Genomic DNA, 25,020 nt, shown 5'->3' on the forward strand with positions numbered 1-25,020 from the left:
CTTTTCTGCGAATTTACTTCTCGTTTTCCGAAACGCTTCCCGCTTCCAGGCCGTTAGCATGAAAGGGAAGCTGTCAGGGTAGACGCTTTATTGTTGTAGGAAAGATGAAAATGTATTATAATGGACAAAACAAGTCTTATTTATCTTTTGTTAAACAAAATAAAAAAATAAAGGGGATCGATATGGGCGTATTAGTTGGCCGAAAGGCACCGGAATTCAATGTGGAAGCGGTAACCGGGGGTTCACAGTTTGTCGATTCGTGCAAGCTGACGGATTACCTGGGCAAGTATGTTGTACTGTTTTTCTACCCGCTTGATTTTACCTTTGTCTGTCCGACGGAATTGCACGCATTTCAGGAAAAGCTCGACGAGTTCAGGAAACGGAATGTAGAGGTGATAGGTTGTTCGGTGGATTCGAAATTTTCGCATCATGCATGGCTGCGAACCCCGAAAAATCTCGGCGGTATCGAAGGTGTCACCTACACCCTGCTTTCCGATATCAACAAGACGGTTTCACGTGATTACGATGTGCTTGCCGAAGATGCAGGGGTTTCGCTGCGCGGACTTTTCCTGATTGACCGGGAGGGTGTTGTGCGCCATCAGGTGGTCAACGATCTGGGTCTTGGCAGGAATGTGGACGAAGTTCTCAGAATGGTCGATGCCCTGCAGTTTACCGAAGAGTTCGGCGAGGTCTGCCCGGCAAACTGGAATAAGGGCGATAAAACCATGAAGCCGGACGATGCCGGTCTGAAGGCGTTTTTCAGCGAAAAGTAACAACTCACTTCTGTAAGCTCCGGCATGCGGCCGATGCGGCGCATGCCGGAGCTTTTAGGTTTGCAGCAGGGAAGCCCTTCGGGGTGCCTCTCTCTGCTCAGTAGGCCTTTGCGAAAACGACTTTTCGCGCCGCCGGCCGGCCGGAATAGATGCAGGTGCCTGGCTCGTGCATGGCATAGGCTGAAATGTAATCATCCTCTTCGGGAAGAACCCTGATGGTAGCCTTGGTTTCCTCCTTGATTTTTGCCTCGGTTTCGGCTGTGCCGTCCCAGTGGGCTATGACGAAACCGTTCTCGACAGAATGTTTGAACTCCTCATAGTCGCTGACTTCAACGGTGTGTTCGGCGCGGAACAGGAGCGCCCTGTCGTAGAGGTTCTGCTGGATGGTGTTGAGGATTTCACTGACTTCGAGCGGCAGGCTGTCGTCGAGGGTCAGTTCGGTTTTTTCAAGTGTGTCGCGCCTTGCGGCGATGCATTTTTTTTCGGCTATGTCTCTCGGGCCGAGTTCGATCCGCAACGGAATACCCTGCAGTTCGTATTCGGCGAATTTCCATCCGGGCGAGTTCTGTTCGCTGCTGTCCACGAAAGCCGGTATGCCGTGCTTCTTCAGCGAGCAGGCGATTGCTTCCGCCTGTTCGATCACCGCAGCCTTGTCGCCCCGGAGAATAGGAATGATCACCACCTGCCGCGAGGCGAGCTTTGGGGGGAGCACAAGTCCCCGGTCGTCGGAATGCGCCATGATCAGTGCGCCGATCAGCCTGGTCGATACGCCCCAGCTGGTTGCCCATACGTAGTCGAGCCGTCCTTCACAGGTCTGGAACTGGCAGTCGAACGCTTTGGCGAAATTTTGTCCGAGATGGTGCGAAGTCCCCGCCTGAAGGGCTTTTCCATCCTGCATCAGGGCTTCGATGCAGTAGGTTTCATCCGCACCGGCGAATTTTTCACTGTCGGTTTTCTTTCCCATGATGACCGGCAGGGCCATGTACTCTTCGGCAAATTTCTTGTAGATGGAGATCATGCGAAGCACCTCTTCAGCCGCCTCTTCTTTCGTGGCATGCGCGGTATGGCCTTCCTGCCAGAGAAACTCCGATGTCCGCAGAAAAAGGCGGGTTCGCATCTCCCAGCGCACAACGTTGGCCCATTGGTTGATCAGAATGGGGAGATCGCGATAGGACTGTATCCATTTCTTGTACGACGCCCAGATGATGGTTTCAGAGGTCGGGCGTACGTAGAGCTTTTCGGCAAGTTCCTCGCCGCCGCCATGGGTCACCACCGCACATTCAGGGGCAAACCCCTCGATATGCTCGGCCTCCCTGGCGATATAGCTTTCAGGGATGAAAAGAGGAAAGTAGGCATTGACATGGCCGGTCTCCTTGAACATCCGGTCGAGTGCAGCCTGCATTTTTTCCCATATCGCATAGCCATTTGGCCTGATGACCATGCAGCCGCGTACATCGGAATAATCGGCAAGCTTCGCCGAACGCACAAGATCGATATACCACTGTGAGTAGTCCTTGCTTCGGGTAGTGATGGTGTCTGCCACGGTACTGTTTTATGATTGGTTAGGTGAAAGGCTGAAAATATAAGACCTACTCCTCAAACTTCTTCATCTTTTCCATGAGGTTGCGCAGGTGTTCCTTCTGGGCGCCGCTTACCGGCTTGCGGTTCACTTCGGTTTTTCTGTATCCCCCGGGTATGCTGAATACCGAAGAGGCCAGTTCCCTTGGCTTTATTGATGTCAGTTGCATCGTGAAAACCCCATTGTCGTTCTGCTGCACGATTTTAACCGGGAACCCTTCGACGCCGGCATCCTTGAGCGTCCGCGAAAGCGAGGTGTTCGAAAGTCTCGGATTCTGGGACTGCAGGATCCGGAATGTTGAAAAGTCGCCCAGGTCCGAAGTTACCCAGAGCTCCAGTTTTTCAGTGGTGCTGGTCAGGCTGATCTGTTCGCACTGGTACCCCTTGATCACCGCTTTTCCAAGTCGCCTGAGCTTGTAGTTGCTGTCGAAGTCGAGCAGGGTGGCGCTCTCGGCTGCAGTTCTCAGGTTGACAACGCTGTAGTTTTTCGTTTCATGGTTGATCAGAATGGCTTCATCCGGCCTTCCGGCTTTGGTGATGACGGTGGTTTTCAGCGGCTCGGGGATTCGGGTCATGTTCATGACCATATCCATGCGCTGAGCGCCGGTTCCGAAATAATAGGTGACATCGGCGCTTCCGCCAGGCATTTTCAGCATCATATCCATAAGGCCTGTGAACCTGGCGGCCCCTTGGGAGGTACCGGAAAACAGGGTTACGCAAAGGAGCGTCATGAGAATCAGGGCTTTTTTCATCGTAACGACAGCTAATGTTTTAATAATTGGTATCTTCTTTGCTGCATGGCAGGCAAAATACGTGTTCGAATACGTAACAACCTGCAAGCTAACGAATTATTTTCAAAGCTTTTTGAGGGGAGAGGTTTTTAGGCGCTTTTTTATATCGGGGTTTCAAACCGGAAGCGCCTCGCGGAAGGTTTCATTATTAATGGTGCATGACGAGGGATAGCCGGCGAGAGTGGTGTGTTGTCGATCTTCTGAAGACCACCGCAGAGTATTTTGCCTTGAAGGAGGTCGATGAGCCCCGCCTCGGCGCGGAGATGCTTCTGTCGCACCTTTTCGGCGAAAACAGGCTCTGGCTTTACCTGAACCATAACCGTCCGGTATCGGACAGCGAGCTTGCGGTTTTTCGGGAGTTTTGCCGGCAGCGTCTCGATGGCCGTCCGGTTCAGTACATTACCGGCGAGCAGTATTTTTACGGAAAGCCGTTCATGGTCGATGAGCGAGTGCTGATTCCAAGACCGGAAACCGAGTTGCTCGTCGAGCATGCCGCCGGGCTTCTTTCAGCAGGGAGGGAGCTCAATCCGGAAGGGGAGTACAGGCTGCTCGATATCGGAACGGGAAGCGGCTGCATTGCCGTCACGCTTGCCTCGCTTTTGCCTTTTCTGCAGCTTGCAGCCATCGATCGTTCGGCTCCGGCTCTCGATGTTGCGCGAGCCAATGCAATGCGCCATGGAATGCTTTCGAGAATAGATTTTCTTGAGGCCGATCTGTTCGACCCCGAACTGGCGTCACGCTGTGCCGGGCCGTTTGATATGATTGTTTCCAATCCGCCCTATATTCCCGAAACGGAATGGGAGGAGCTGCAGCCGGAGGTCAGGCGTTTCGAGCCGAGAGATGCACTCGTCACTCCGGGAGGCACCGCTTCATACCTTGCCATCTGCCGTGCTTCATCCGAACTGCTTAAGCCGGAAGGCTTGCTGTGTCTGGAGATTCATGCCGATGCGGCTATGCAGGTATGCGCTCTCATGGAGTCGGAAAAATTCCGGGACATTTCTGTCCTGAAGGATTACGCCGGCTTCGACAGGATCGTTTCAGGTCGCCTGGGAGCCTGAAATTTATTGCCGGCGAGTTGCGTTACAATTAACGGTGTTTACGTCACTTCCGGGGTGACAGGGCCCCCGGTGAAGAAGGTGTTTTTCCGGTCGTTCCGGCTCTTGATGGTTTTCGTCGGCATTCGTATACTATAGTTTGCCCGTTTCGCAGATGCGGGCAGAATTTTTTCGGTAGGGCCGGACGGGTGACTCCGGCAGCCGGATAAACAAGATGTTTGCATGGATAATGGATTCTCGTGAACTTACCTTGCGGGAACGGCAGGTGCTGGGCATTATCATCCAGTCCTATATTGTTTCTGCTGCTCCGGTTGGGTCAAGACATATTGCAAGGAACTATAACCTTGGCCTTTCGGATGCCTCCATACGCAACGTTATGGCGGATCTCGAGGATGAAGGCTATATCAGCCAGCCGCATACTTCGGCAGGACGGGTACCTACCGACAAGGGTTATCGCTGCTATGTCGATCTGATCATGCATGTGCAGCGGGTCAACGACGAAGAGAAGCGCAGAATCGACAAGGATTTCGGTCAGATCAACTCCGATCGGAAAGGAACCTCTTCCGACGTTCTGCTCTCGGCGGCCAAGGTGCTCGGCAGCATATCCCGTCAGCTCAGTGTGGTGCTCTCTCCGGCTTTTTCAAACGCGGTTTTCGAGAAACTCGACATGGTGCTGCTTACCTCTTCGAGAATGATGGTGATTCTTTCGATCCGCTCACTGTTTCTCAGGACCATCGTCATGGAACTCGATATCGAGGTTTCACGCAATACGGTCGATCAGATTACGGTTTTTCTCAATGAACGGCTTTCAGGGCTGACGCTTGCCGAAATCAGAAGAAGCATTGCCGCAAGACTTGGCGATTGTCCCTGCGACCGGACGCTTCTTGAAAGGGTGATCCGCTCCTCCGGAGAAATTTTTGATGAAACTCCCATTATTGAGAGGCTGTATATTTCCGGGGCCGAGTATATTGTCGATCAGCCGGAGTTCAAGCAGCCGGAGAAGGTTCGTGATCTCATTTCCATGATCGAGGATAAAACCAGCGTGGCAAAACTTGTGGAGCGAGCTTCCGCAGGGGTAGAGGCCCAGAGGCCTCCGGGCATGGATATTTCCATAAGCATCGGTCGGGAGAACAGTGAAAGAAACGCCGGCGAGCTGACCATTGTCTCGACGCCCTACTATGTCAGCGGGATGGTCGGGCAACTCGGCATTCTCGGGCCAACAAGAATGGATTACGAGCATGCAGTGCGCGTGCTTAACTATATGGCGGACTGCCTTTCGGTGACGCTGTCTGAAGCGAATTAAAACAGTATTTTTAACCGTATTTCACGTTTATGAGAAAAAAAGCATCTGCAGGTCAGGATATTCATCCGGAAAACGTCGGTGAACCGGCTGCTGCCGGATCGGTTAGCTCCGGCGCCTCCGGAATTGATGAAACCGTTCCCGTTACTGTTCCGGCTGAAGAGGCTGAGGCCAGGAAGAGAGTTGCCGAACTCGAAGCGGAACTGTCTGTACAGAAGGAACAGCTCGATAAATTACGAGACGAACTGCTTCGCAGGGCTGCCGATTTCGAGAATTTCAGGAAGGTCAAGGAACGTGAAGCCATGGCCGCCGGTACGAAAGCTCTTGAAAACACCATCAGGGAGCTTCTTCCTTTTGTTGACGATATCAAGCGGGTGCTTTCGAACGCTCCCCGTATTCTTGAAATAACGGCCGAGGCGAAACCCTACGTCGAAGGTGTCGAGCTGCTCAAGCGTAATTTCGACAACTGGCTTGCCGGAAAGGGAGTAACGGAGATCCGTTCGATCGGCATGAAGCTCGATGTCGAGTATCACGAAGCCATCTCCATGATCGAGATACCTGATACCGAGCCCGAAACCATTGTTGAGGAGTATCAGACCGGGTATCTGCTCGGCGAGAGAGTGATCCGGCATGCACGGGTTATTGTGGCCGGATAACGAGGCCGGTTTTATAAAATTATGACGGAATGTGAAGCAATAGAGCAATAGAGGGTATTGTATAATGAAGAAAGATTTTTACGAGGTGCTCGGCGTCAGCCGCTCGGCATCGAAGGATGAAATAAAGAAGGCCTACCGGAAACTCGCACTGCAGTACCATCCGGACAAGAACCCCGACAACAAGGATGCCGAAGAGCATTTCAAGGAGGTAAACGAGGCCTACGAGGTGCTCAGCAACGACGACAAACGCCGCCGCTACGATCAGTTCGGTCATGCCGGAGTAGGCACGTCGGCAGCTTCCGGGGCAGGCGGGCCTGGCGGCGCCTACGGCGGAGGGGTTAATGATTTCAGCGATATTTTCAGCGCCTTTAACGACATGTTTGGTGGTGGCCGCGCCAGGGGCAGCGGTGCGCCTTTCGGTTTCGAGGAGGTTTTCGGTGGTGCCGGCGGAGGCAAGAGAGGTCGGGCATCGTCCGGTATTCCCGGCACGGATCTGAAGATCCGCCTCAAGCTTACGCTTGAGGAGATTGCCAGAGGTGTGGAAAAAACCCTGAAAATCAGAAAGCAGGTTCCCTGCAAGGAGTGCAACGGCAGCGGGTCGAAGAGCGGTACAACCGAGACCTGCCAGACCTGTCACGGATCGGGCGAGGTTCGTCAGGCATCGAAAACCATGTTCGGCCAGTTCGTCAACATTGCTGCCTGCCCGACATGCGGCGGTGAAGGCCGGGTTGTCAAGGACCGCTGCACCTCATGCTATGGCGAAGGCATCAAACAGGGCGAAGTGACCGTCAAGGTTACCGTTCCGGCCGGTGTCCAGGACGGCAATTACCTGACCCTCAGGGGGCAGGGCAATACCGGGCCGAGAGGCGGAGCGCCCGGCGATCTTATCGTGGTCATCGAAGAGAAACCGCATGATCTCTTCAGGCGGAACGGCAACGATGTGATCTATGATCTTGCGGTGAGTTATCCCGACCTGGTCATGGGGACCAAGATCGATGTGCCGACGCTTGACGGGGCAGTGAAGCTCACCATTCCTCCCGCTACGCAGCCTGACACCATGCTGCGCATCGCCGGTCACGGTATCGGTCATCTGAGGGGTTCGGGAAAAGGCGATCAGCTGGTCAGGGTCAACGTCTATGTTCCCAGGGATCTTTCGAACCCGGATAAGGAGCTGCTTAAAGAGCTCAGGAAATCCCGGGCGTTTTCACCTACAGGGGGCAGCGACCGGGAGGAAAAGAGTTTTTTTGAGAAGGCCCGGGATATTTTCACCTGACGGGCCACAACTGGAAAAAACATCAAAGCCGGTCTCCTCAGGAGGCCGGCTTTGATGTTTTCGATCTGATTTCTTGGTGAGGAATCCTTTCAGAGTCCGCCGGTTTCCGATTTTGCCTCCTCCACCACCTCAAGGGTGATTTCCCGGTATCCCATCTCTTCGGCATACTCCTCGGTCGCGATCTTGATCCTGTTCCTGAAGAAGGATGGTATGCTGTCGAGCAGTTCAAGGGCTTCGTCTGTCCACTGCATCGACGCATTGCGCCTTCGGGTGTCTTTTTTATAGGCATCGCACAGTTCATCCACAAAAGACTCGATAAACTCGGGGTCGGAGATCTGCTGGGGGGCAAAAATCCTTTCGGCAAGAATCCGGTTCCGGACAAGATGCATTTTAAGCTGCGGGAGATAGAGCAGGGTTGCCATCGGTTCGGGACTGCCGCAGGTGAGGAAGAGGGCGATTTTCTTGCGCTTGAGATACTTTTTCATGTTGCTCTGGATCAGGGCTCCGAGAAGCTGCGACGAAACAAGAAGGTAGTAGATAGGCGCTCCCATGATGACGACATCGAAATCCTGCAGAAAACTGTAATCGCCGGAAGCCTTGCATTTTGCTTTTTCGACGTAGGCTCCGTTCTCGGCAAGTTCCGTGCCTATGGAATCGATGAGCCGGTCTGTAGATCCTCCGGAAGTACGGCTGTCATACAGGATAATGGCCCTCATCTGCTGCTGGGTTGAATTCGTCATGTGGAAAGAGTGATGTGCGTTGATTGAATAGTTCTCAATTATAACACATTCACCGAAAAAACGCTAATCGGGCTGACGGGGAAAGGTAGTCGGGAGGAAAAAAAAAGAGGGCGGTAAAACCGCCCTCAAGATCCGGGATGATCTGATGAATCCGGCTTCGATTTATACGAAGTTCGAATAGATTTCCAGCAGATCGACAACCCTGGTGGAGTAGCCGAGCTCATTGTCGTACCAGCCGACAACCTTCACCATGTTTCCCGAGCTCATGGTCAGGAGCGAATCGAAAATACAGGAGTGGGGATTGCCGACGATGTCCTGGGAGACGATCGGGTCTTCGCAGTACTGGAGATATCCTTTCATCGGGCCATCTGCAGCGGCCTTCATCGCCGCATTGATTTCGGCTTTCGATGCCTCGCGATCGAGAATGACGCTCAGATCGGTAACCGAGCCGTCCGGTACCGGGACTCTCATGGCGAAACCGTCGAGACGTCCGACCAGTTCGGGAATGACTTCGCCGATGGCTTTCGCCGCACCGGTGCTTGTCGGGATGATCGACATTGCAGCGGAACGTGCACGGCGGAGATCCTTGTGCGGAAGATCGAGAATGTTCTGATCGTTGGTATAGGCGTGGACGGTGGTCATGAACCCTTTGGTGATGCCGAAGCTGTCCTGCAGCACTTTTACCATAGGAGCAAGACAGTTGGTCGTGCAGCTTGCGTTGGAAATGATCTCTTCACTGCCGGTGATGGAGTTTTCATTGACGCCCATTACGATGGTTGCGTCGATTTTGTCCTTGGCCGGTGCCGAGATGATGACTTTTTTCGCTCCGGCCGTAAGGTGCTTTGCAGCAGCTTCGCGGCTGGTGAAAATACCCGTCGATTCTACAACCAGATCGCAGCCGAGCGCCTGCCAGGGTAGCTGGGTAGGATCTTTCTGAGCCGAAATGGTGATGGTCTGTCCGTTGACGATGATATTGTCGCCTTCGGTGGAAACCTCGCCCTGAAATTTCTTGTGGGTCGAATCGTACTTGAGCAGGTGTGCGAGGGTTTTGGTGTCGCAGAGGTCGTTGATGGCGACGATTTCGAATTTCGGATTATCCATGGCCTGGCGGAATACCAGTCGTCCGATCCGGCCGAATCCGTTAATGCCTACTTTTACTTTTGCCATAATAGCTTATGTGTATTAGAATTAAGAGGTTACCAGTGTCGTATCCGCGGCATTGGTTGTGTCCAGCGTTGAAAAATATCTGACAAGATATAACATCAAAATCAATATTAACCAAAATTGTCGAGAAAAAGTGATTTCAGATTGTTGAAACTGCCGTTGCTCATCAGGACGACGACATCGTTTTTCCGGATGGTCGTCTCAAGGAAACTCACGATATCCTGCGGATAGTTTTCCGGGTCCGATCCGGCCAGAAAAACGGTTTTGCCCTGTTCCTGCAGTTCCCTTCCGAGCCTCGGCATATCGAGCTGCCGTTCGCTGGCATACCGTTCGGGCCGGTGCACCTTGCCCATCACCACCACCGATGCCGCTCCGAACGAAGCGGCAAGCTCCTTCTGGAAGATGTTTCGTGTCGTGGTATTCGAGCGGGGCTCGAAACAGGCAATGATCCGCCTGTTCCTGTAGAGTCCGGCAACGGCTTCGAGGGTCGCCCTGACAGCCGTCGGATGGTGGGCGAAATCCTCTATCAGGGTTACTCCGGATTGCAGACCGCTGGTGATCTCCATACGGCGCTTGGGCCTTCTGAAAAGCGGCAGTGCATGCACGACACTCTCCATGCTGACGCCCGCATGTTTAGCCGCAGCAACGGCCGCCAGTGTATTCATGATGTTGTAGTTGCCGAACAGGGGCACGCTGAGGGTGGCTTCGGGGTTTTCCCTGTAGCAGATGGTGAAGGTTGTCCTGTCGGCGTTTCCCGATATGTCGCGGGCGGTCCACTCGCAGTTTTCGCCGAATCCGAACCGTTCGATTGTGCAGAAGGCTCTCTCGGATACTTCGCATGCGGCCGGGTCGTCGCCGTTGACGAAAAGCCTGCCGTTGCGGGGGATGAGGTTGACGAACCGCCGGAAACTCCTGAGAATGTCCTCGAAGGAGTCGAAGATATCGGCATGGTCGAATTCGATATTGTTGATGATTGCGATGTCGGGCCGATAGATCATGAATTTGCTTCGCTTGTCGAAGAATGCGGTGTCGTATTCATCGCCTTCAGTAACGAAAAACCCCTGTTCCTGCATTCCCGAAGCCCGGCAGCCCATAGAGAAGTTTTCGGGGATACCCCCTACAAGAAAGCCCGGTTTCAGGCCGCCGTAATCGAGCAGCCAGGCCAGAAGGGAGGTTGTCGTGGTTTTTCCGTGGGTTCCGGTCACCACCAGGGAGGTGTTGCCGGCAATGAGTTCCCTCCGTACAAGTTCCGGCATGGAGATCAGCTCTATCCGGTGCTCGAGCGCATATTCGAGTTCGCAGTTTCCTCTGCTGACCGCGTTGCCGACAACGACAAGGTCGGGAAGTGCACGGAGGATGTTCTCTTCGGAGTAGCCGTTGAAATAGCGGATGTTATGCATGTCGAGATAGGTGCTCATGGGCGGGTAGAGCGCGCTGTCCGAGCCACTGACGGCATGACCGGAGTGGGAAAGGGCTACGGCAACCGAAGCCATGGCGGTACCGCCAATTCCGAGAAAGTAGATGGAACTCATGTGCGAAAGGGTTTTTTCAAGGGTTTGTTCTGTTTTACTATACAGAAAATGCCTTTCGGTCACAAGCGGGTTGCGTTAAAAGAGGTTGCCCCTGGCAGCGGAGCCGTGCGGTTGCGGAGAAAATGCCTCCGTATGCAAAAAAAGATGCCTGCAATCCTTATTTTACCATCCTTTGATCATCTTCTCCAAACGAAAACAGCCTATGCAATTCATCGACCTGATCTCCCAGAAAAACCGGATACGTGCAGCCCTGCTTCAGCGCATCGAGGCGATTGTCGACCACGGTCAGTATATCATGGGTCCGGAAGTGGCCGAGCTGGAGTCCCGGCTGGCTGCCTACACCGGGGCCCGTTTCTGCGTCTCCTGTTCCTCAGGCACGGACGCCCTGCTCATGCCGCTCATGGCAAAAGGTATCGGGCCCGGTGATGCCGTCATTACTACGCCCTTCACCTTCATCGCAACAGCTGAAGTTATCAGTCTGGTTGGTGCCACTCCGGTTTTCGCCGATATTTCTCCAGGAACGTTCAATATCGACCCCGACAGGATTGCCGATGCCGTCGCTCTGGCCAGAGAGAGAGGGCTGAACCCGAAAGCGCTGATTCCGGTCGATCTTTTCGGACTTCCTGCAGATTACGACCGTCTCGAAGCCGTTGCTGCCGATCATGGACTCTGGATTCTCGAGGATGCCGCCCAGAGTTTCGGCGCGACATACCGGAACCGCAGGGCCGGAAGTTTCGGGCTTGCTGCGGCCACATCGTTTTTTCCGGCCAAGCCTCTCGGTTGCTATGGAGACGGCGGCGCGGTCTTTACCGACGATGAAGAGCTTGATTTTCTTCTGCGCTCGGTCAGGGTGCATGGAAGCGGTGTCGACAAATACAGCAACGACAGGATCGGCATCAACGGCCGCCTTGATTCCATTCAGGCTGCGGTTCTGCTTGAAAAACTCGTGATTTTCGATGAGGAGCTCTCTTCGCGTCAGCGGGTGGCTGAAGCCTACAGCTCACGGTTGAAGGGCAGGCTCGTCGTGCCTGAAATTCCCGAAGGGTCTGTTTCCGCATGGGCACAGTACTCGCTTCTGGCTTCCGGAGAGGAGGAGCGCGCCTCGATTATGGATCGGCTCAGGATGGGGGGTATCCCTTCGGTGATCTACTACAAGATTCCGCTGCATCTGCAGAAGGCTTTTGCGTTTCTGGGGTATCGTGAAGGTGATTTTCCGGTTTCGGAAGAGATGAGCCGGAGGGTGTTTTCCCTGCCCATGCACCCCTATCTTCCGGATGAGGAGATCGGGAAGATATGCTCGGTCATCGCCTCCTGTTTCTGAGGGCAAACGGTGCGCCGGGTTTACGGCGCGCCTTTACGCTTCTCCTCCCGCCGCCTTTCCCGGCGCATAACGGCGCACGAAAATTCCGGCAATCATTACCAGCAGGTTGATTGCGCCAACAACCAGAAAGGGAGCTTTCGGGCTCATGCCGTCAAAAAGCCGGCCGCCTGTCGTCGTAATGATGAGAATGCCGATGGCTCCACTGATGTTGAACATGCCTATCACCGATCCGCGTTCGGCTTTCGGGGCTTCCTGACCGATCAGCGACTGGGCGCCGAGGAAGGAGCTGATCTGGCCTATTCCGAGCAGAATGAAGAACAGGAGCGAAAGCGGTTCGTGCGGATTGCCGATGAGACCAAGTGAAAGGTAGCCAGCACTGGCCAGGAACATGCAGAGCACGAGCGCGCTGACCCGGTTCATCCGGTCGATTATCGGCCCGATGACCGGAGCCCAGCAGAGTGCGGCTGCCTGCGAGATGATGAAAATGAGTGTGCCTTTCTTGACCGCTTCAGCAGGATCCATGCCCATGGCGATGCCTGCCGTCGTACCCCAGAGCGGCAGGAAGGTGCCGATGATAGACTGGTCGCCGCGCGCGACGAACGCCGCAGCATACGAGAGCAGGATTCTCGGGTTTTTCATGTAGCTGAGGCCGCTTCCGAGCAGTTTTTTTAGCGGAGGGCGTTCCTCTTTTCTTACCGGGGTTCCGCTTTTGAGACCAACTCCCACGACAACGGCCGAAAGCAGTGCGACGGCGGCTATGCCCAGGTGGGTGTAGAGACCGGCATCAGTGCCGCTCATGCCCGTGGCGGTGAGGCGATGGGGCAGGGCGCCGAAAAACTGGTTCAGGACGACGATGCCAAGTCCGTTCAGAAAGCCGGTGATGGCAATCAGCTTGCCGCGCGAACGTTCGGCAGGGTAATCGACCATGATGGTGGAGAGCGCTCCGGTAACGGCTACGATGCCGAGCGCGTAGATCACGCGGAATGCCGTGAGTTCTCCGACAGACGACGCGGTCGGGTAGAGCCCGTAGGCAAGCGCGAGCAGGATGAAGCCGGCGGAAAAAACCTGTTTGCGGCCGATGCGGTCCATCAGGACGCCGGCGGGAACAAAGAAAAGCAGGGTCACGATTTCCGTCCAGAATACCAGGTCGCCGCTGATGGTGCCCTGTTCTGCGACGGGTATTTTCAGGTTTTCATTGAGGATGTAAGCCTGCCCGATAGAGACGAAGGTGACCAGGGCGATGGAGAAAAACGCCGAAAACAGAAAGGTCGTCGCATGGCGCGGCAGAATGGACGGAGCTAACTGAACCGGTCCGAGACGGTGAAGCTTTTCTTGTTCGGGCATAAAGGGGTTCTGGATGTCTTTCGTTCAGGATGCAGGTTCGACAGCGTTCAATTCGTGCAGCAGGCCATCCTGCATGTGCAGGCAACGGTCGGCCAGGGCGGCGTACTCCTCGTTGTGCGTGACGATGACAAAGGAGGTCCGGCGTTCCCTCGACAGTCCGGCCATCAGTTCGTAGAGCATGCGGCTGTTTCTGCTGTCGAGATTGCCGCTTGGTTCATCGGCGAGGATCAGCTTCGGGCTGTTCATGAGCGAGCGCGCAATCGCGACGCGCTGCTGTTCTCCGCCCGAAAGCTCTGAGGGGAGGTGTTCGTATCGTTCCTTCAGGCCGAGTTCCGAAAGCAGTGCCTCGGCGCGTTTTTTTGCCGGGGCAAGCTTGCCAGTGGCAATGAACTCCGGCAGGGCTACATTTTCTACGGCGGTAAAGTCGGAAAGCAGGTGGTGAAACTGGAAGACAAAGCCGATTTTCCGGTTGCGGAACGCTGCCAGTTCCTTCTGCGAAAAAAGGTATTTTTCGTTGCGGAAGAGCGCCTTGCCCTCGAACAGGAGCTCACCCTCGTCCGGCGTGTCGAGGGTGCCGAGCATGTTGAGCAGGGTGGTCTTGCCGCTTCCCGAAGCGCCGATTATCGTGAGCATCTCTCCCGGACGGACCTTGAGGTCGATGCCCCTGAGAATGGGAATCGGCGCCTGTCCGGGCAGGGTGTAGGATTTCCGGATGTTTCTTGCTTCAAAAAGCATGGTTTACAGTGGTCTTGTTTGTCCCTCGCCTTCGATGATCCACTTGTAGCTGGTCAGCTCCCTGAGCGCCATCGGCCCTCGTGCATGCAGTTTCTGCGTGCTGATGCCGATTTCCGCTCCCAGTCCGAACTGGGCTCCGTCGGTAAAGGCTGTCGAGGTGTTGGCGTAGACCGCAGCGGCATCGACGCGTTTGAGGAATTCCGCTTTTGCAGCGGGGTCGCCGGTGACGATGGCTTCGCTGTGACGCGAGCTGTGGGCGGCGATGTGGTCGAGCGCTTCTTCAAGGGATGCGACGGTTTTCACCGAAAGTCTCAGCGAGAGGAATTCCGTTCCGAAATGTTCCGGCAGGGCTTTTACCAGAAGGGTTTCCGGATAGGAGCCCAGCAGCCGGGCATAGGCGGCTTCATCGGCGTAGATGATGACCATTTTCTCCTTGAGGGGAGCTACGATTGCCGGAAGGTCGTCAAGCCGTCCGGCATGGATGAGCAGCGTATCGAGGGCGTTGCAGACGCTCGGTCGGCGGGTTTTGGCGTTGAAGACTATGTCGGCGGCCATTGCGACGTCGGCGGCCTTGTCGATATAGGTATGCACGATGCCGGCGCCGGTTTCGATGACCGGAACCTTTGCATTCATGCGCACGAAATCGATCAGCTTCTGGCTGCCTCTTGGAATGATCATGTCGATATAATCCACGGCATTGAGCATCTCTCCGGCGGCTTCCCGCTCGGAAGGCAGGAGAATGACGGTGTCGGGGTTCAGGCTGTGACGTTCCAGTACGGCTCTGATGCACTGCACAATGGCCGAGTTCGACTCGTGCGCGTCGCTTCCACCCTTGAGAACGGTGGCGTTGCCGGATTTAAGGCAGAGGGCGAACACGTCGAAGGTGACATTGGGACGGGCTTCGTAAATGATGCCGATCACTCCTATCGGAACGGAGGCTTTCGTCAGTTCCAGGCCGCTGGGAAGTCTGCGCTGTTCAAGCACGAGTCCGAGCGGAGAAGGGAGGGCCGCCACGTTTCGGATATCCCCGGCTATGGCTTCGAGTCGGCTTTCGCTGAGCAGCAGCCGGTCGTACATCGGATCGGACGGATCCATGCAGTCGAGATCCTTTCTGTTCGCTTCGAGTATCGAGATAGTGGCAGCCGGAATTTCAGCGGCAAGGTCCAGAAGCACGGCGTTGACTCCGGCTTCATCGAGCATGACCAGCTCGCGGCTGGCCTGGCGTGCGGCCTTGAAGAGTTCGGTGAGGGTTCGCTGCATACGGGTTGCGGTTGCAGTTAAGGTAACAGGTTAATGGATGTCTGCCGGGCAGGGGTTACTGGATAATATACAGATAATCATAGTGGATCAACGGTTTCTGGCCTTTCTGCCCGATCAGCATACGGGTTTTTTCCGCACTGTACTGTGCCAGTCCGTATCCGATCACCGTGCCGTCTGTCGCCGATATCCTGATAATGTCCCCTTTCAGAAATGTTCCCTGCACCGATTCTATTCCGACAGGAAGCAGACTGTTTGCCCGCTCAGCTGCCGTCAGCGCGTTGCGCGCCCCTTCGTTGACGACTACCTCGCCCTTCTCCATGCCTTCGGTGTGCGCTATCCAGCGCTTCGGCCCGTAGGTCGGTTTTTCCGGCAGGAATGTCGTGCCGGGGCTTTCACCCTCCAGAATGGAGCGCAGAATGCCGGGTGTCTTGCCGTTGGCGATATGAACGGTAATGCCGAGACGGGAGAGTTTCTGGGCGATATGGCATTTCGTCAGCATGCCCCCGCGGCCGAATTCGGATTTTCCGGGATTGATGTACTGGTGGAAATGTTTCGTGGAGGGCGGAATTTCCCTTATGATCGATCCGTTTCCGGTCTTGAGGTCGAACAGTCCGTCTACATGGGAGAGGATGATGTATCCGTCCACATCCATCATCGAGGCAATAAGTCCCGAAAGTTCGTCATTGTCGGTAAACATCAGTTCCGTTACCGATACGGCATCGTTTTCGTTCACTACGGGAACGATTTTCTGCTGCAGCAGGGCGGAGAAACAGGTTCTCATGTTCAGGTAGTGCAGCCGGTCGCTGAAATCACCCTTGGTGACGAGAATCTGTGCCGTAACCAGCCCGTGGGCTGCAAAAAGTTTTGTATACGTATCGATCAGCCTGATCTGGCCCGTAGCCGCCAGAACCTGACGGGCCGCAACGGGAGGGAGGTTGCCGCTCAGCTGCACGATCGAGCGTCCGGCACCGACTGCGCCTGAGGAGACAAGGATTACCTGTACCCCCTGCCGGTGCAGCTCCGCTATCTGAGCTGTAAGCTGTTCAAGAACATGGAGATCGAGATGGCCTTCCCTGTCGGTGATGACGTTCGTCCCGACCTTGATGACTATTTTATTGTAAACAGGATGCAGGTGCTTCATACAGGTCTTGAAAACAGTTGGCCGCTGCAATCGAACCATCGTTTGCGGCAGTTGACAAGGTGGAGAGCGCATCTCCCTTTCCGGAATTTGCGGCTCCTGTGCCGATAATAATGAAAATCGGGAAATATTCCTTTTCCATCCCCTTCGGGCCGGCTCATGAAGCTGGCCTTGGTCCGGCCCGTTCGGCAAAGGTCAATCCCGATGCCGTAAAGAAGATATATAAAGTGCCCGTCGTTTTGGCTCAAAAACACCGTACCGGACGCTTCATTCCGCTTCGCCGGTTTTTCTTCGCCCGAGTTATGCCTATCTTCCCTTAAACAGGTGCGTTTCAAATGCTGCACCATTTGTCAATAAGACCGCTGAAGCCATGTTGTTAGCCGGCCTTACGGAAATTGTCCTGCCACTCAAGAATCCTGTTCTGCAGTTTTCGCTGATCCTGTTCATCATTCTTTTCGTTCCGTTTTTTTTCAAGCGTCTGAGAATTCCCAGCCTGATCAGCCTGATCATCGCCGGAGCTGTTGTCGGGCCGCACGGCATGAACCTGATGCTCCGCGACAGCAGCATCGTGCTGTTCGGCACCGTGGGACTGCTCTATATCATGTTTCTTGCCGGTCTCGAGATCGACGTAGCCGATTTCAAGAAAAACAGCGGAAAGAGTATCCTGTTCGGGCTCTATACCTTTCTCATTTCGCAGCTGCTCGGTATTTTCGTCGCTCTCTACTTTCTGCATTTTTCCCTGCTCTCCTCGGTGCTTATAGGCAGTATTTTCGCGTCCCATACGCTTATCGTCTATCCGGTCGTCAGCCGTCTCGGCATCGCCAAGGACAAGGCGGTCAATATTGCCGTAGGCGGTACCATGATCACCGATACGCTTGCCCTTCTTGTGCTTGCCGTCATAGCCGGAAGTTCGGACGGGGAGCTGTCGTCCGTTTTCTGGATAAGGCTCGTTATCGGCATCATGGTTTTCAGTCTTATCGTCCTTTTGCTGTTCCCTGTTCTGACCCGCTGGTTTTTCAAGCGTTTCGACGACAGCGTCCTGCAGTACCTTTTTGTACTCGGCATGGTTTTTCTCGCGGCCTTTCTTGCCGAAGCCGCGGGTGTCGAACCCATTATCGGCGCATTTCTCGGCGGACTCGCCCTGAACAGGCTCATAGCACACACTTCGCCCCTCATGAACAGGATCCGGTTTGTCGGTGACGCCATCTTCATTCCTTTTTTTCTTATCGGAGTGGGCATGCTGATCGATTTCAGGGCGTTTTTCAAGGATGTCGCCACCATCAGGGTCGCCCTGGTCATCACCGTTGCCGCCACCCTTGCCAAGTATGTTTCCGCATGGATTACCCAGAAAATTTACGGGTTTTCTCTGGATCAGAGGAGGCTGATTTTCGGCCTCATCAGCGCCCATGCGGCCGTAGCCCTCGCAACGGTACTGATCGGCTACAATATCGTCACCGGTTATACACTCGACGGTACTCCGGTAAGGCTGCTCGACGAGAGCGTTCTCAACGGTACGATCCTTTTCATCCTTGTCACCTGCACCCTGGCGACCATTGTGGGTGAAAAAGGGGCGCAGAACATCGCGGCAGCCGAAACCGGCGATTTCCGTGCCGGGGAAGGCCTGAAGGTGAGCGCCGAAAGAATTCTCATTCCCATGAACGACATCAAGACGGTCGAAGAGCTTGTCAATCTTGGAGTCACCATAAAATCGCGACAGAACCTTGACGGACTTTTCGCTCTCCATGTCGCCGACAGTGCCGTTTCTGGCGGACCGGTCGAAAAACATGCGGAAAAAGTCCTCGAAAAGGCCGTGATGACGGCTGCTTCGACCGACAATCAGCTCACAGGACTGTTCCGTTACGACAGCAGCGTCGCCAACGGCATCGCCGGGGTTGTCAGGGAGCAGAAGATCACCGACCTCATTCTCGGCCTCCATCACAAGACCAGCCTTGCCGATTCGTTTCTCGGCAGCCTTTCGGAAGAGCTCCTTGTCGCATGTAACGTCACGACCTTCATATACAAACCGGCTCAACCGCTTGCAACCATCAGGCGAACCATTGCGGTCATACCCCAGGGCGCCGAAAGTGAGGAGGGATTCCTGTTGTGGATCGACCGGCTCTCGAGCATGGTGGACAATACCGGTTCGAAACTGCTTTTTTACGGGTCACCGCAGACGCTCGGTTACCTGAAGGAGCATCATGGCACGCGTTTTCCCAATTCGGAGTACAAAATATTCCGGAACCTCGACGATTTTTCGGGGCTTGCCAAAGAGATACGAGCCGATGACAACCTTGTTGTGGTGATGAGCCGCAGGAACCACCGCTCCTGGCACTCGAGAATGTCAAAAATACCGGGCTATCTCGGCCGATATTTCGAAAGGAACAGCTTTATACTGATCTATCCGGTTCAGACCGGTGGAGAGGAGGAGCTGATCGAGTTTCCGGAAATCAGGCTGCCGAAACGCATTCAGTTCAGCGTCGTTCCTGTGCGTTCACAGATGGAAAAAGTACTGAAGAGAATCCCGCTGAAGAAAATATCGTTTCGTCGCAATCCTCCGGAGTGAGTGATCGGGAAGGGATTACGTTTTCGGTTTGTTTTCGCAATCCGGATCCATGCATTTTCCGAAAACCTGAAGGCTGAAGCTTTCGAGTGCAAAACCGTTGCCGAGGCACAGCTCTTCGAGCATTGCCGCCAGTTCGTTGCTGGTTACCTCCACTACCTTGCCGCAATGTTCACAGATAATGTGCAGGTGGTTGGCCACGCCATGTGATTTTTCGTAGTGCGTGTGTTTGTGGCCGAGGTCGATCTTGGTTACCAGATGGCATTTGAAGAGCAGGTCAAGGGTATGGTAGACCGTGGCTCTCGATATGCTCATTCCCTTCTTTTTCAGACGGACAAATATTTCGTCGGCATCGAGGTGGTTGCTCGACTTGTAGATCTCCCTGAGAACGATAATGCGCTCGTTGGTACAGCGCATTTCGTGTTCTTTCATATACGCCTTGAAGAGGCTTTCAGCCTGCAGGAGTTTTTCGTTTGCTTCCTTCCGGCTCGGTAATGGTTGTCTCGTCATCGAATAATCAAGGTGCGATTTATAATGAATTGCTGCATCTTCAGCCTGGAGTCTCCGGAAAGGCGCTTATCATAGATGGTATCCCTGTTGGGATCAGGTTTTTTACGCTTTATTCGATAAATTTACAAATTTTGTATGGAATGTCAGCATCTCCGTACCTGCAGGATGAAAAGTGGCGCGCAACAAGCGGTTTTTAGCTCTGAAAATGATTATTTCCCTTCCGCAGGGACGCCCGCAACTTTTTGTTTTTCGAAGCGGTTCCGGAAGTGTGCATTGTGACTGAATATTTCATGATAACGTATTATGATAGTACCTATCAACATATACAGCGACGAGGTTCTTCGCCGGCAGGCCGTTTCTCTGGAGGGCGTTGACGCAGATATAGAGGAGCTGCTCGGCAACATGTTCGAAACCATGTACAACGCTCCCGGCATCGGGCTTGCCGCTCCGCAGGTTGGCCGTTCCCTTCGCCTTCTCATAGTCGATATTTCCTGTATCAGGGAGTATGAAAATGTAAAGCCGATGGTGGTGATCAACCCCGGCATTCTGGACTCCAGGGGATACAGGGCCATGGAGGAGGGGTGCCTGAGTCTTCCGGGCGTGCAGGGGGATGTGGTCAGGCCTGCCGCTATCAACCTTTCCTGGAGGGATGAACATTTCGAAGAGCGCACCGGTGAGTTCTCCGGCATGCTGGCAAGGGTGCTGCAGCATGAGATCGATCATCTCGACGGGCGGCTGTTTGTAGACCGCCTGCAGAGAAGGGATCGGAGAAAAGTGCAGAAAGAGCTCGATGCGCTTGCCGAAGGGCGCTTCAGCGCTTCCTATCCGGTTGTGCCGACTTCGCTTCACATCGGTCAGGTATGAGGAATGCATCATTAATTTTATTATCCCCCGACCGTTCATGAGAATCGTGTTCATGGGAACCCCGGATTTTGCGGTTCCTTCGCTGGAGAGTATCGCATCGGAACAGCAGGATTTTGATATCGTGCTTGTTGTTACCGGCTCCGACAAGCCCCGCCGCAAAAAAAATGCGCCGGAGGAGCCCACTCCGGTAAAGAAAGCTGCCCTGCGGCTCGGTCTTCCGGTTTATGCGACCGATGACCCATCGAGCTCCGAACTGGCCGCTGCAGTAGCAGCAGCCAGGCCGGATGTGATTGTCGTGGCTGCGTTCCGCATTCTTCCTCCCGCTCTCTACACTCTCGCCTCTCAGGGGGCCTTCAATCTGCATGCGTCGCTGCTTCCGGCTTACAGGGGAGCTGCCCCGATCAACTGGGCGATCATCAGGGGAGAAAAGGAGACCGGCGTGACCACGTTTTTTCTGCAGGAGAGGGTCGATACCGGAAACATGATCCTTATGAAGAAAATTCCGGTCGCCGGGGAAGACAATGCGTCCACCCTTGCGGCAAAGCTCTCGGTTGCCGGTGCTTCACTCGTTCTGGAAACCCTTCGCCAGATTGCCGGAGGCCGTGTGGAGCTCCAGCGGCAGGATGATCGTTTTGCCTCAAGGGCTCCGAAGCTCACCAGGGAGAATACCCGCATCCGCTGGAGCTCCGCTTCCGGAGAGCTCTGCGATTTTATCCGGGGCCTGGCCATGAAGCCCGCGGCATGGACGACGCTTGGTGGCAGAACCCTGAAAATCTACAGGGCCCAACCCTGCTCCGGACCGTCGCCTTCTGAGGATGTCGGGCAGGGTGGTGTGCTGATTCACGAAGGACGGTTTCTTGTCCGTACCGCCGATGGATGGATCCGTCTGGAGCTGCTGCAACTCGAAGGTAAAAAAATGATGGAAGCGGCCGAATTTCTGCGAGGTTTCCGTCCCGAAGAGTACCCGGTACCTCTCGTGCTCTCATGATTGCCATCCCACCGCTTTATTTCTTATATTCTCCACCTTGGAATATCGAGGACTGAAATTAAACGCTCTTTTTTATGTCCCTGTCTTCTTCGGAAGTTAGCCGCACGCGCAACTTCTGTATTATAGCACATATCGACCACGGCAAATCGACCCTTGCCGACCGACTGCTTGAGGTGACCCATACGCTCGACCGCACCCAGATGGGCTCGGCACAGGTGCTCGACGATATGGATCTGGAAAAGGAGCGCGGCATCACGATCAAAAGCCATGCCGTTCAGATGAAGTACAATGCCCGGGACGGCCAGGAGTACATTCTGAACCTTATCGACACGCCGGGGCACGTGGACTTCAGCTACGAAGTTTCCCGTTCCCTGGCAGCCTGCGAAGGTGCTCTGCTTATCGTGGACGCGACGCAGGGTGTCGAAGCCCAGACCATCGCCAACCTCTACCTTGCCATCGATGCCGGGCTTGAAATCATACCGGTCATCAATAAAATAGATCTGCCCTCTTCCGATGTCGAAGGGGTCGCCTCCCAGATCATCGACCTGATCGGTATCGATCGGGAGGATATCCTTCAGGTATCCGCCAAGGCAGGAACCGGCGTCGATGAGCTGATGGACGCTATCATCGCCAGGATTCCCGCTCCGAAAGACAACAAGGATCTTCCTCTCAGGGCGCTGATTTTCGATTCGGTCTTCGACGCCTATCGCGGCGCGGTGGTCTATCTCAGAATCGTTGACGGTGTGCTGAACCGGGGCGACCGGGTTCGCTTTTTCGCCAACGACCATCTCTATACTGCCGATGAGATCGGTACGATGAGCCTGAAGCGCCAGCCGAAAGAAAGGCTTGCCGCAGGTAATGTAGGTTACCTGATCTGCTCGATCAAGGATGTCAAGGATGCCAAGGTCGGCGATACGGTAACGCATGCCGACGCTCCTGCAGCCGAACGGCTTTCCGGCTACAAGGATGTCAAGCCCATGGTTTACAGCGGCCTCTATCCCATCAACTCGAACGAGTTCGAGGACCTTCGCGAATCGCTCGAAAAGCTCTCGCTGAATGACGCTTCTCTGGTCTACACTCCCGAAACCTCAGTTGCGCTGGGTTTCGGTTTCCGGTGCGGTTTTCTCGGTCTGCTCCATATGGAGATCATTCAGGAGCGCCTTGAACGAGAGTATGGGGTTAACATCATCACGACGGTTCCCAATGTTGAATACCGGGTTGTTCTGACCAATTCCGATGTCATTGAGGTCGATAACCCGTCGAAAATGCCGGATACGGCCAAGATAAGCCATGTCGAAGAGCCCTATGTGAGCATGCAGATCATCACGCTTTCCGAGTATATCGGCAACATCATGAAGCTTGGCATGGAGAGGCGCGGTGAATACAGAAATACCGACTACCTCGACAGCACCAGGGTGAACATGCATTTCGAGTTTCCCCTTGCCGAAATCGTCTTCGATTTTCATGATCGCCTCAAGTCCATTTCCAAGGGGTACGCTTCGATGGACTACGAGTACATCGGCTACCGGGAGTCTGATCTCGTAAAGCTCGATGTGCTGCTTAATGGCGAACCGGTCGATGCGCTCTCCATCATCGTGCACCGTTCCAAGGCCTATGAATGGGGCCGCAAGCTTTGCCAGAAACTGAAGGGTATCATTCCAAAACAGATGTATGAAGTTGCCATCCAGGCGGCGATCGGCAGCAGGGTGATTTCACGGGAGACCATTTCGGCCATGCGCAAGAACGTGCTGGCGAAATGTTACGGCGGTGACATCAGTCGCAAGCGCAAGCTGCTTGAAAAACAGAAAGAGGGCAAGAAGCGCATGAAGCAGGTAGGAAGGGTCGAGGTGCCGCAGGAGGCATTCCTTGCCATTCTCAATATCGACGAGTGAGGAATCAGTAGCCGGTAGTCAGTAGCCGGTAGGCAGGAGACGGGTGGTCGGAATACACTCAGGGTTCCCGGTGAAAAATCGCCGGAACGAAAAAAAAAGAACGTCATATATTCGAGAGGTTGTTTTATTACGGGGAAAAGGACGTGAAAGTCTATCATACAAAACAATATAACCATTGTTCGTTTTGAGCAGTCAACATGAAAAACCGGCTAAAAAACATTCGAGAGAGTGGTTTGAAGCTCTCGTGATAGCAGCGATTTTTGCAACGGTGCTGAGAATATTTGTTGTCGAATCATACAGGATTCCAACAGGTTCGATGGAAAATACGCTGCTTGCCGGCGATTTTCTTTTTGTGAACAAATATGTTTATGGAGCCAGAGTGCCGCTTGCGGGCTTCCGGCTTCCGGCTGTAGAGAGCGTCGACAGGGGGGATGTCATCGTCTTCAAGTTTCCCAAGGACCGCTCGCTGAACTACATCAAGCGCTGTATCGCCGTCAGCGGCGATACGCTCGAAATCAGGGAGCAGCAGCTCTATGTGAACGGCAAGGCGTTTCCGCTTCCGGAGCATGCTCAGTTCATCGGCCAGAAGGTGCCGCCCGCAGCCGCCGATTTCCAGATCTTTCCTAAATATTCGAGTTTCAACAAGGATAATTACGGCCCATTGCGCATACCCCGCAAGGGTGACGTGATAGTTCTCAATGCAGAAACCTACCAGCTTTACAGCTCCCTTGTGGCCGATGAAGGGCATGATATTTCTCTTATGGGGGTTCAGGTCTATGTGGACGGCGTTCCGGTAAAACAGTATACCGTTCAGGACAACTATTATTTTGCCATGGGAGATAACCGCGACAACAGCCTCGACAGTCGTTACTGGGGTTTTCTGCCGGAACGGGACATTGTGGGTGAGGCAATGATGGTTTACTGGTCGTGGGACCCTGGTATTCCACTGCTGTTCGACCCGTTGGGTAAGATTTTTTCGGCAAGATGGCAGCGAATCGGCCTGATGGTTCATTGAACCGTTGTTTCCATCTTCCGGATTTTCCTGCAGACGAGAGCGGTTGATTCCTGAAGCTTCCGGCGGCTGAACAGCGTTTTTTCAAGTTCCGGAAAGGCGAGGGCGAGTTTTTTTATGCTTATGTGACGCCGCAGGTTTTCCGGACAGTTTTCTGTCGGGGTCATCTCGACCTGGCTGAGTGTTATGGCGTTCATTGCGAACTCAGGTTCGATCGAGCCGATGGTGAGGGTGTGGGTGTTTCCGCTGGAGCCGGGATACTGCTGCTGGAGAAGCTCCCTGAAGGACCCATTCATCCGGATCGATGCGGCGCTGTAGATGCCGACGTATCCGAACAGGAACAGCATACCCGGAGAGAGGAGCAATGCCTTTATCCAGGATCGCGGATTGACGTTATTTTCAGGTGAACGGAGGATCATGGTCAAGGTTCGGTGGCATCGGCACGGAACATGAAGCGTACCGGTATTACTATTCCATGATACAATTTTTTTCTCTTTATTACAGGCAACCCTGTTTGCTGTGTAGATCGCTCCG

At 54.2% G+C, this 25,020-nt stretch carries 23 protein-coding genes; 11 read left to right on the forward strand and 12 right to left on the reverse strand.

Features of this window, described 5'->3' with window-relative positions; genetic code table 11:
* Positions 1 to 182 precede the first annotated feature (182 nt).
* Positions 183 to 773, forward strand: coding sequence for a peroxiredoxin (locus K9G39_RS03615; RefSeq protein ID WP_292003570.1), 591 nt, complete (start codon positions 183 to 185; stop codon positions 771 to 773).
* A gap of 97 nt (positions 774 to 870) precedes the next feature.
* Here the strand turns inward: K9G39_RS03615 and proS are convergent, their stop codons facing one another.
* Positions 871 to 2,316 carry a proline--tRNA ligase gene (proS, locus tag K9G39_RS03620; RefSeq protein WP_292003571.1) on the reverse strand — a complete coding sequence of 482 codons (1,446 nt, stop codon included), beginning with the start codon at positions 2,314 to 2,316 and terminating at the stop codon, positions 871 to 873.
* Positions 2,317 to 2,362: 46 nt separating this feature from the next.
* Entirely contained in the window at positions 2,363 to 3,103 is a 741-nt protein-coding gene (locus K9G39_RS03625) for a DUF4412 domain-containing protein (protein WP_292003572.1), read from the reverse strand.
* 197 nt (positions 3,104 to 3,300) lie between these two features.
* Between K9G39_RS03625 and prmC the strand changes: the two genes are divergently transcribed.
* The 4 genes from prmC to dnaJ all read left to right on the forward strand — a co-directional run bounded on the left by prmC (position 3,301) and on the right by dnaJ (position 7,426).
* Positions 3,301 to 4,200, forward strand: coding sequence for a peptide chain release factor N(5)-glutamine methyltransferase (gene prmC / locus K9G39_RS03630; protein WP_292003573.1), 900 nt, complete (start codon positions 3,301 to 3,303; stop codon positions 4,198 to 4,200).
* 226 nt (positions 4,201 to 4,426) lie between these two features.
* Entirely contained in the window at positions 4,427 to 5,500 is a 1,074-nt protein-coding gene (gene hrcA, locus K9G39_RS03635; protein WP_292003574.1) for a heat-inducible transcriptional repressor HrcA, read from the forward strand.
* A 29-nt stretch (positions 5,501 to 5,529) separates the two neighbouring features.
* Positions 5,530 to 6,153, forward strand: a complete 624-nt coding sequence (locus K9G39_RS03640) for a nucleotide exchange factor GrpE (RefSeq protein WP_292003575.1) — start codon at positions 5,530 to 5,532, stop codon at positions 6,151 to 6,153.
* A gap of 64 nt (positions 6,154 to 6,217) precedes the next feature.
* On the forward strand, positions 6,218 to 7,426 hold the full coding sequence (gene dnaJ / locus K9G39_RS03645) for a molecular chaperone DnaJ (protein WP_292003576.1): 1,209 nt from the start codon (positions 6,218 to 6,220) through the stop codon (positions 7,424 to 7,426).
* 89 nt (positions 7,427 to 7,515) lie between these two features.
* On the opposite strand, the gene K9G39_RS03650 is transcribed toward dnaJ, so the two are convergent.
* The 3 genes from K9G39_RS03650 to K9G39_RS03660 all read right to left on the reverse strand — a co-directional run bounded on the left by K9G39_RS03650 (position 7,516) and on the right by K9G39_RS03660 (position 10,862).
* On the reverse strand, positions 7,516 to 8,166 hold the full coding sequence (locus tag K9G39_RS03650; RefSeq protein ID WP_292003577.1) for a flavodoxin domain-containing protein: 651 nt from the start codon (positions 8,164 to 8,166) through the stop codon (positions 7,516 to 7,518).
* 162 nt (positions 8,167 to 8,328) lie between these two features.
* Entirely contained in the window at positions 8,329 to 9,333 is a 1,005-nt protein-coding gene (gene gap / locus K9G39_RS03655; RefSeq protein WP_292003578.1) for a type I glyceraldehyde-3-phosphate dehydrogenase, read from the reverse strand.
* A 107-nt stretch (positions 9,334 to 9,440) separates the two neighbouring features.
* The gene (locus K9G39_RS03660) at positions 9,441 to 10,862 is read right to left on the reverse strand and encodes a Mur ligase family protein (RefSeq protein WP_292003579.1); all 1,422 of its coding nucleotides are present in this window, start codon (positions 10,860 to 10,862) and stop codon (positions 9,441 to 9,443) included.
* A gap of 202 nt (positions 10,863 to 11,064) precedes the next feature.
* On the opposite strand from K9G39_RS03660, the gene K9G39_RS03665 reads away from it, so the two are divergent.
* Positions 11,065 to 12,183, forward strand: a complete 1,119-nt coding sequence (locus tag K9G39_RS03665; RefSeq protein WP_292003580.1) for a DegT/DnrJ/EryC1/StrS family aminotransferase — start codon at positions 11,065 to 11,067, stop codon at positions 12,181 to 12,183.
* 33 nt (positions 12,184 to 12,216) lie between these two features.
* On the opposite strand, the gene K9G39_RS03670 is transcribed toward K9G39_RS03665, so the two are convergent.
* Genes K9G39_RS03670 through K9G39_RS03690 form a run of 5 tightly spaced genes read right to left on the reverse strand, consistent with a single transcriptional unit; the run spans position 12,217 to position 16,802 of the window.
* On the reverse strand, positions 12,217 to 13,527 hold the full coding sequence (locus tag K9G39_RS03670; RefSeq protein WP_292003581.1) for an MFS transporter: 1,311 nt from the start codon (positions 13,525 to 13,527) through the stop codon (positions 12,217 to 12,219).
* Positions 13,528 to 13,551: 24 nt separating this feature from the next.
* Positions 13,552 to 14,262 (reverse strand): ABC transporter ATP-binding protein, encoded by a 711-nt coding sequence (locus K9G39_RS03675; protein WP_292003582.1) that lies wholly within the window; start codon positions 14,260 to 14,262, stop codon positions 13,552 to 13,554.
* A gap of 3 nt (positions 14,263 to 14,265) precedes the next feature.
* Positions 14,266 to 15,522 (reverse strand): glutamate-5-semialdehyde dehydrogenase, encoded by a 1,257-nt coding sequence (locus K9G39_RS03680; RefSeq protein ID WP_292003583.1) that lies wholly within the window; start codon positions 15,520 to 15,522, stop codon positions 14,266 to 14,268.
* A gap of 55 nt (positions 15,523 to 15,577) precedes the next feature.
* Complete coding sequence (gene proB, locus K9G39_RS03685; RefSeq protein ID WP_292003584.1) at positions 15,578 to 16,663, reverse strand: glutamate 5-kinase; 1,086 nt, start codon at positions 16,661 to 16,663, stop codon at positions 15,578 to 15,580.
* Positions 16,635 to 16,802 (reverse strand): hypothetical protein, encoded by a 168-nt coding sequence (locus tag K9G39_RS03690; protein WP_292003585.1) that lies wholly within the window; start codon positions 16,800 to 16,802, stop codon positions 16,635 to 16,637. Before K9G39_RS03690 ends, proB begins: the two co-directional genes overlap by 29 nt.
* Positions 16,803 to 17,030: 228 nt before the next feature.
* Here K9G39_RS03690 and K9G39_RS03695 point away from each other — a divergent pair, with 228 nt between their 5' ends.
* The gene (locus tag K9G39_RS03695) at positions 17,031 to 19,223 is read left to right on the forward strand and encodes a cation:proton antiporter (RefSeq protein WP_292003586.1); all 2,193 of its coding nucleotides are present in this window, start codon (positions 17,031 to 17,033) and stop codon (positions 19,221 to 19,223) included.
* Between the two features lie 15 nt (positions 19,224 to 19,238).
* Here K9G39_RS03695 and K9G39_RS03700 read toward each other — a convergent pair whose 3' ends face one another.
* On the reverse strand, positions 19,239 to 19,730 hold the full coding sequence (locus tag K9G39_RS03700; RefSeq protein WP_292003587.1) for a transcriptional repressor: 492 nt from the start codon (positions 19,728 to 19,730) through the stop codon (positions 19,239 to 19,241).
* A gap of 303 nt (positions 19,731 to 20,033) precedes the next feature.
* Between K9G39_RS03700 and def the strand changes: the two genes are divergently transcribed.
* The 4 genes from def to lepB all read left to right on the forward strand — a co-directional run bounded on the left by def (position 20,034) and on the right by lepB (position 24,489).
* Positions 20,034 to 20,594 carry a peptide deformylase gene (gene def / locus K9G39_RS03705; protein WP_292003588.1) on the forward strand — a complete coding sequence of 187 codons (561 nt, stop codon included), beginning with the start codon at positions 20,034 to 20,036 and terminating at the stop codon, positions 20,592 to 20,594.
* A 37-nt stretch (positions 20,595 to 20,631) separates the two neighbouring features.
* Positions 20,632 to 21,582, forward strand: coding sequence for a methionyl-tRNA formyltransferase (gene fmt / locus K9G39_RS03710; protein WP_292003589.1), 951 nt, complete (start codon positions 20,632 to 20,634; stop codon positions 21,580 to 21,582).
* Positions 21,583 to 21,656: 74 nt separating this feature from the next.
* Positions 21,657 to 23,474, forward strand: a complete 1,818-nt coding sequence (gene lepA / locus K9G39_RS03715; protein WP_292003590.1) for a translation elongation factor 4 — start codon at positions 21,657 to 21,659, stop codon at positions 23,472 to 23,474.
* A gap of 184 nt (positions 23,475 to 23,658) precedes the next feature.
* Complete coding sequence (lepB, locus tag K9G39_RS03720; RefSeq protein ID WP_292003591.1) at positions 23,659 to 24,489, forward strand: signal peptidase I; 831 nt, start codon at positions 23,659 to 23,661, stop codon at positions 24,487 to 24,489.
* Here lepB and K9G39_RS03725 read toward each other — a convergent pair.
* Positions 24,483 to 24,905 (reverse strand): hypothetical protein, encoded by a 423-nt coding sequence (locus tag K9G39_RS03725; protein ID WP_292003592.1) that lies wholly within the window; start codon positions 24,903 to 24,905, stop codon positions 24,483 to 24,485. The two genes, lepB and K9G39_RS03725, sit on opposite strands and share 7 nt — an antisense overlap.
* Positions 24,906 to 25,020 lie beyond the last annotated feature (115 nt).

Source organism: Chlorobium sp. (genome assembly GCF_021740465.1).
GTDB lineage: Bacteria > Bacteroidota > Chlorobiia > Chlorobiales > Chlorobiaceae > Chlorobium.

Coding starts and splice junctions, on each gene's coding strand:
- hrcA (WP_292003574.1), top strand. CDS start 4,427: ATGGATTCTCGTGAACTTACCTTGCGGGAACGGCAGGTGCTGGGCATT.
- K9G39_RS03615 (WP_292003570.1), top strand. CDS start 183: ATGGGCGTATTAGTTGGCCGAAAGGCACCGGAATTCAATGTGGAAGCG.
- K9G39_RS03670 (WP_292003581.1), bottom strand. CDS start 13,527: ATGCCCGAACAAGAAAAGCTTCACCGTCTCGGACCGGTTCAGTTAGCT.
- K9G39_RS03700 (WP_292003587.1), bottom strand. CDS start 19,730: ATGACGAGACAACCATTACCGAGCCGGAAGGAAGCAAACGAAAAACTC.
- K9G39_RS03680 (WP_292003583.1), bottom strand. CDS start 15,522: ATGCAGCGAACCCTCACCGAACTCTTCAAGGCCGCACGCCAGGCCAGC.
- K9G39_RS03675 (WP_292003582.1), bottom strand. CDS start 14,262: ATGCTTTTTGAAGCAAGAAACATCCGGAAATCCTACACCCTGCCCGGA.
- K9G39_RS03640 (WP_292003575.1), top strand. CDS start 5,530: ATGAGAAAAAAAGCATCTGCAGGTCAGGATATTCATCCGGAAAACGTC.
- dnaJ (WP_292003576.1), top strand. CDS start 6,218: ATGAAGAAAGATTTTTACGAGGTGCTCGGCGTCAGCCGCTCGGCATCG.
- proB (WP_292003584.1), bottom strand. CDS start 16,663: ATGAAGCACCTGCATCCTGTTTACAATAAAATAGTCATCAAGGTCGGG.
- gap (WP_292003578.1), bottom strand. CDS start 9,333: ATGGCAAAAGTAAAAGTAGGCATTAACGGATTCGGCCGGATCGGACGA.
- fmt (WP_292003589.1), top strand. CDS start 20,632: ATGAGAATCGTGTTCATGGGAACCCCGGATTTTGCGGTTCCTTCGCTG.
- K9G39_RS03625 (WP_292003572.1), bottom strand. CDS start 3,103: ATGAAAAAAGCCCTGATTCTCATGACGCTCCTTTGCGTAACCCTGTTT.
- K9G39_RS03660 (WP_292003579.1), bottom strand. CDS start 10,862: ATGAGTTCCATCTACTTTCTCGGAATTGGCGGTACCGCCATGGCTTCG.
- K9G39_RS03665 (WP_292003580.1), top strand. CDS start 11,065: ATGCAATTCATCGACCTGATCTCCCAGAAAAACCGGATACGTGCAGCC.
- K9G39_RS03690 (WP_292003585.1), bottom strand. CDS start 16,802: ATGGAAAAGGAATATTTCCCGATTTTCATTATTATCGGCACAGGAGCC.
- lepA (WP_292003590.1), top strand. CDS start 21,657: ATGTCCCTGTCTTCTTCGGAAGTTAGCCGCACGCGCAACTTCTGTATT.
- K9G39_RS03725 (WP_292003592.1), bottom strand. CDS start 24,905: ATGATCCTCCGTTCACCTGAAAATAACGTCAATCCGCGATCCTGGATA.
- K9G39_RS03650 (WP_292003577.1), bottom strand. CDS start 8,166: ATGACGAATTCAACCCAGCAGCAGATGAGGGCCATTATCCTGTATGAC.
- K9G39_RS03695 (WP_292003586.1), top strand. CDS start 17,031: ATGTTGTTAGCCGGCCTTACGGAAATTGTCCTGCCACTCAAGAATCCT.
- def (WP_292003588.1), top strand. CDS start 20,034: ATGATAGTACCTATCAACATATACAGCGACGAGGTTCTTCGCCGGCAG.
- prmC (WP_292003573.1), top strand. CDS start 3,301: ATGACGAGGGATAGCCGGCGAGAGTGGTGTGTTGTCGATCTTCTGAAG.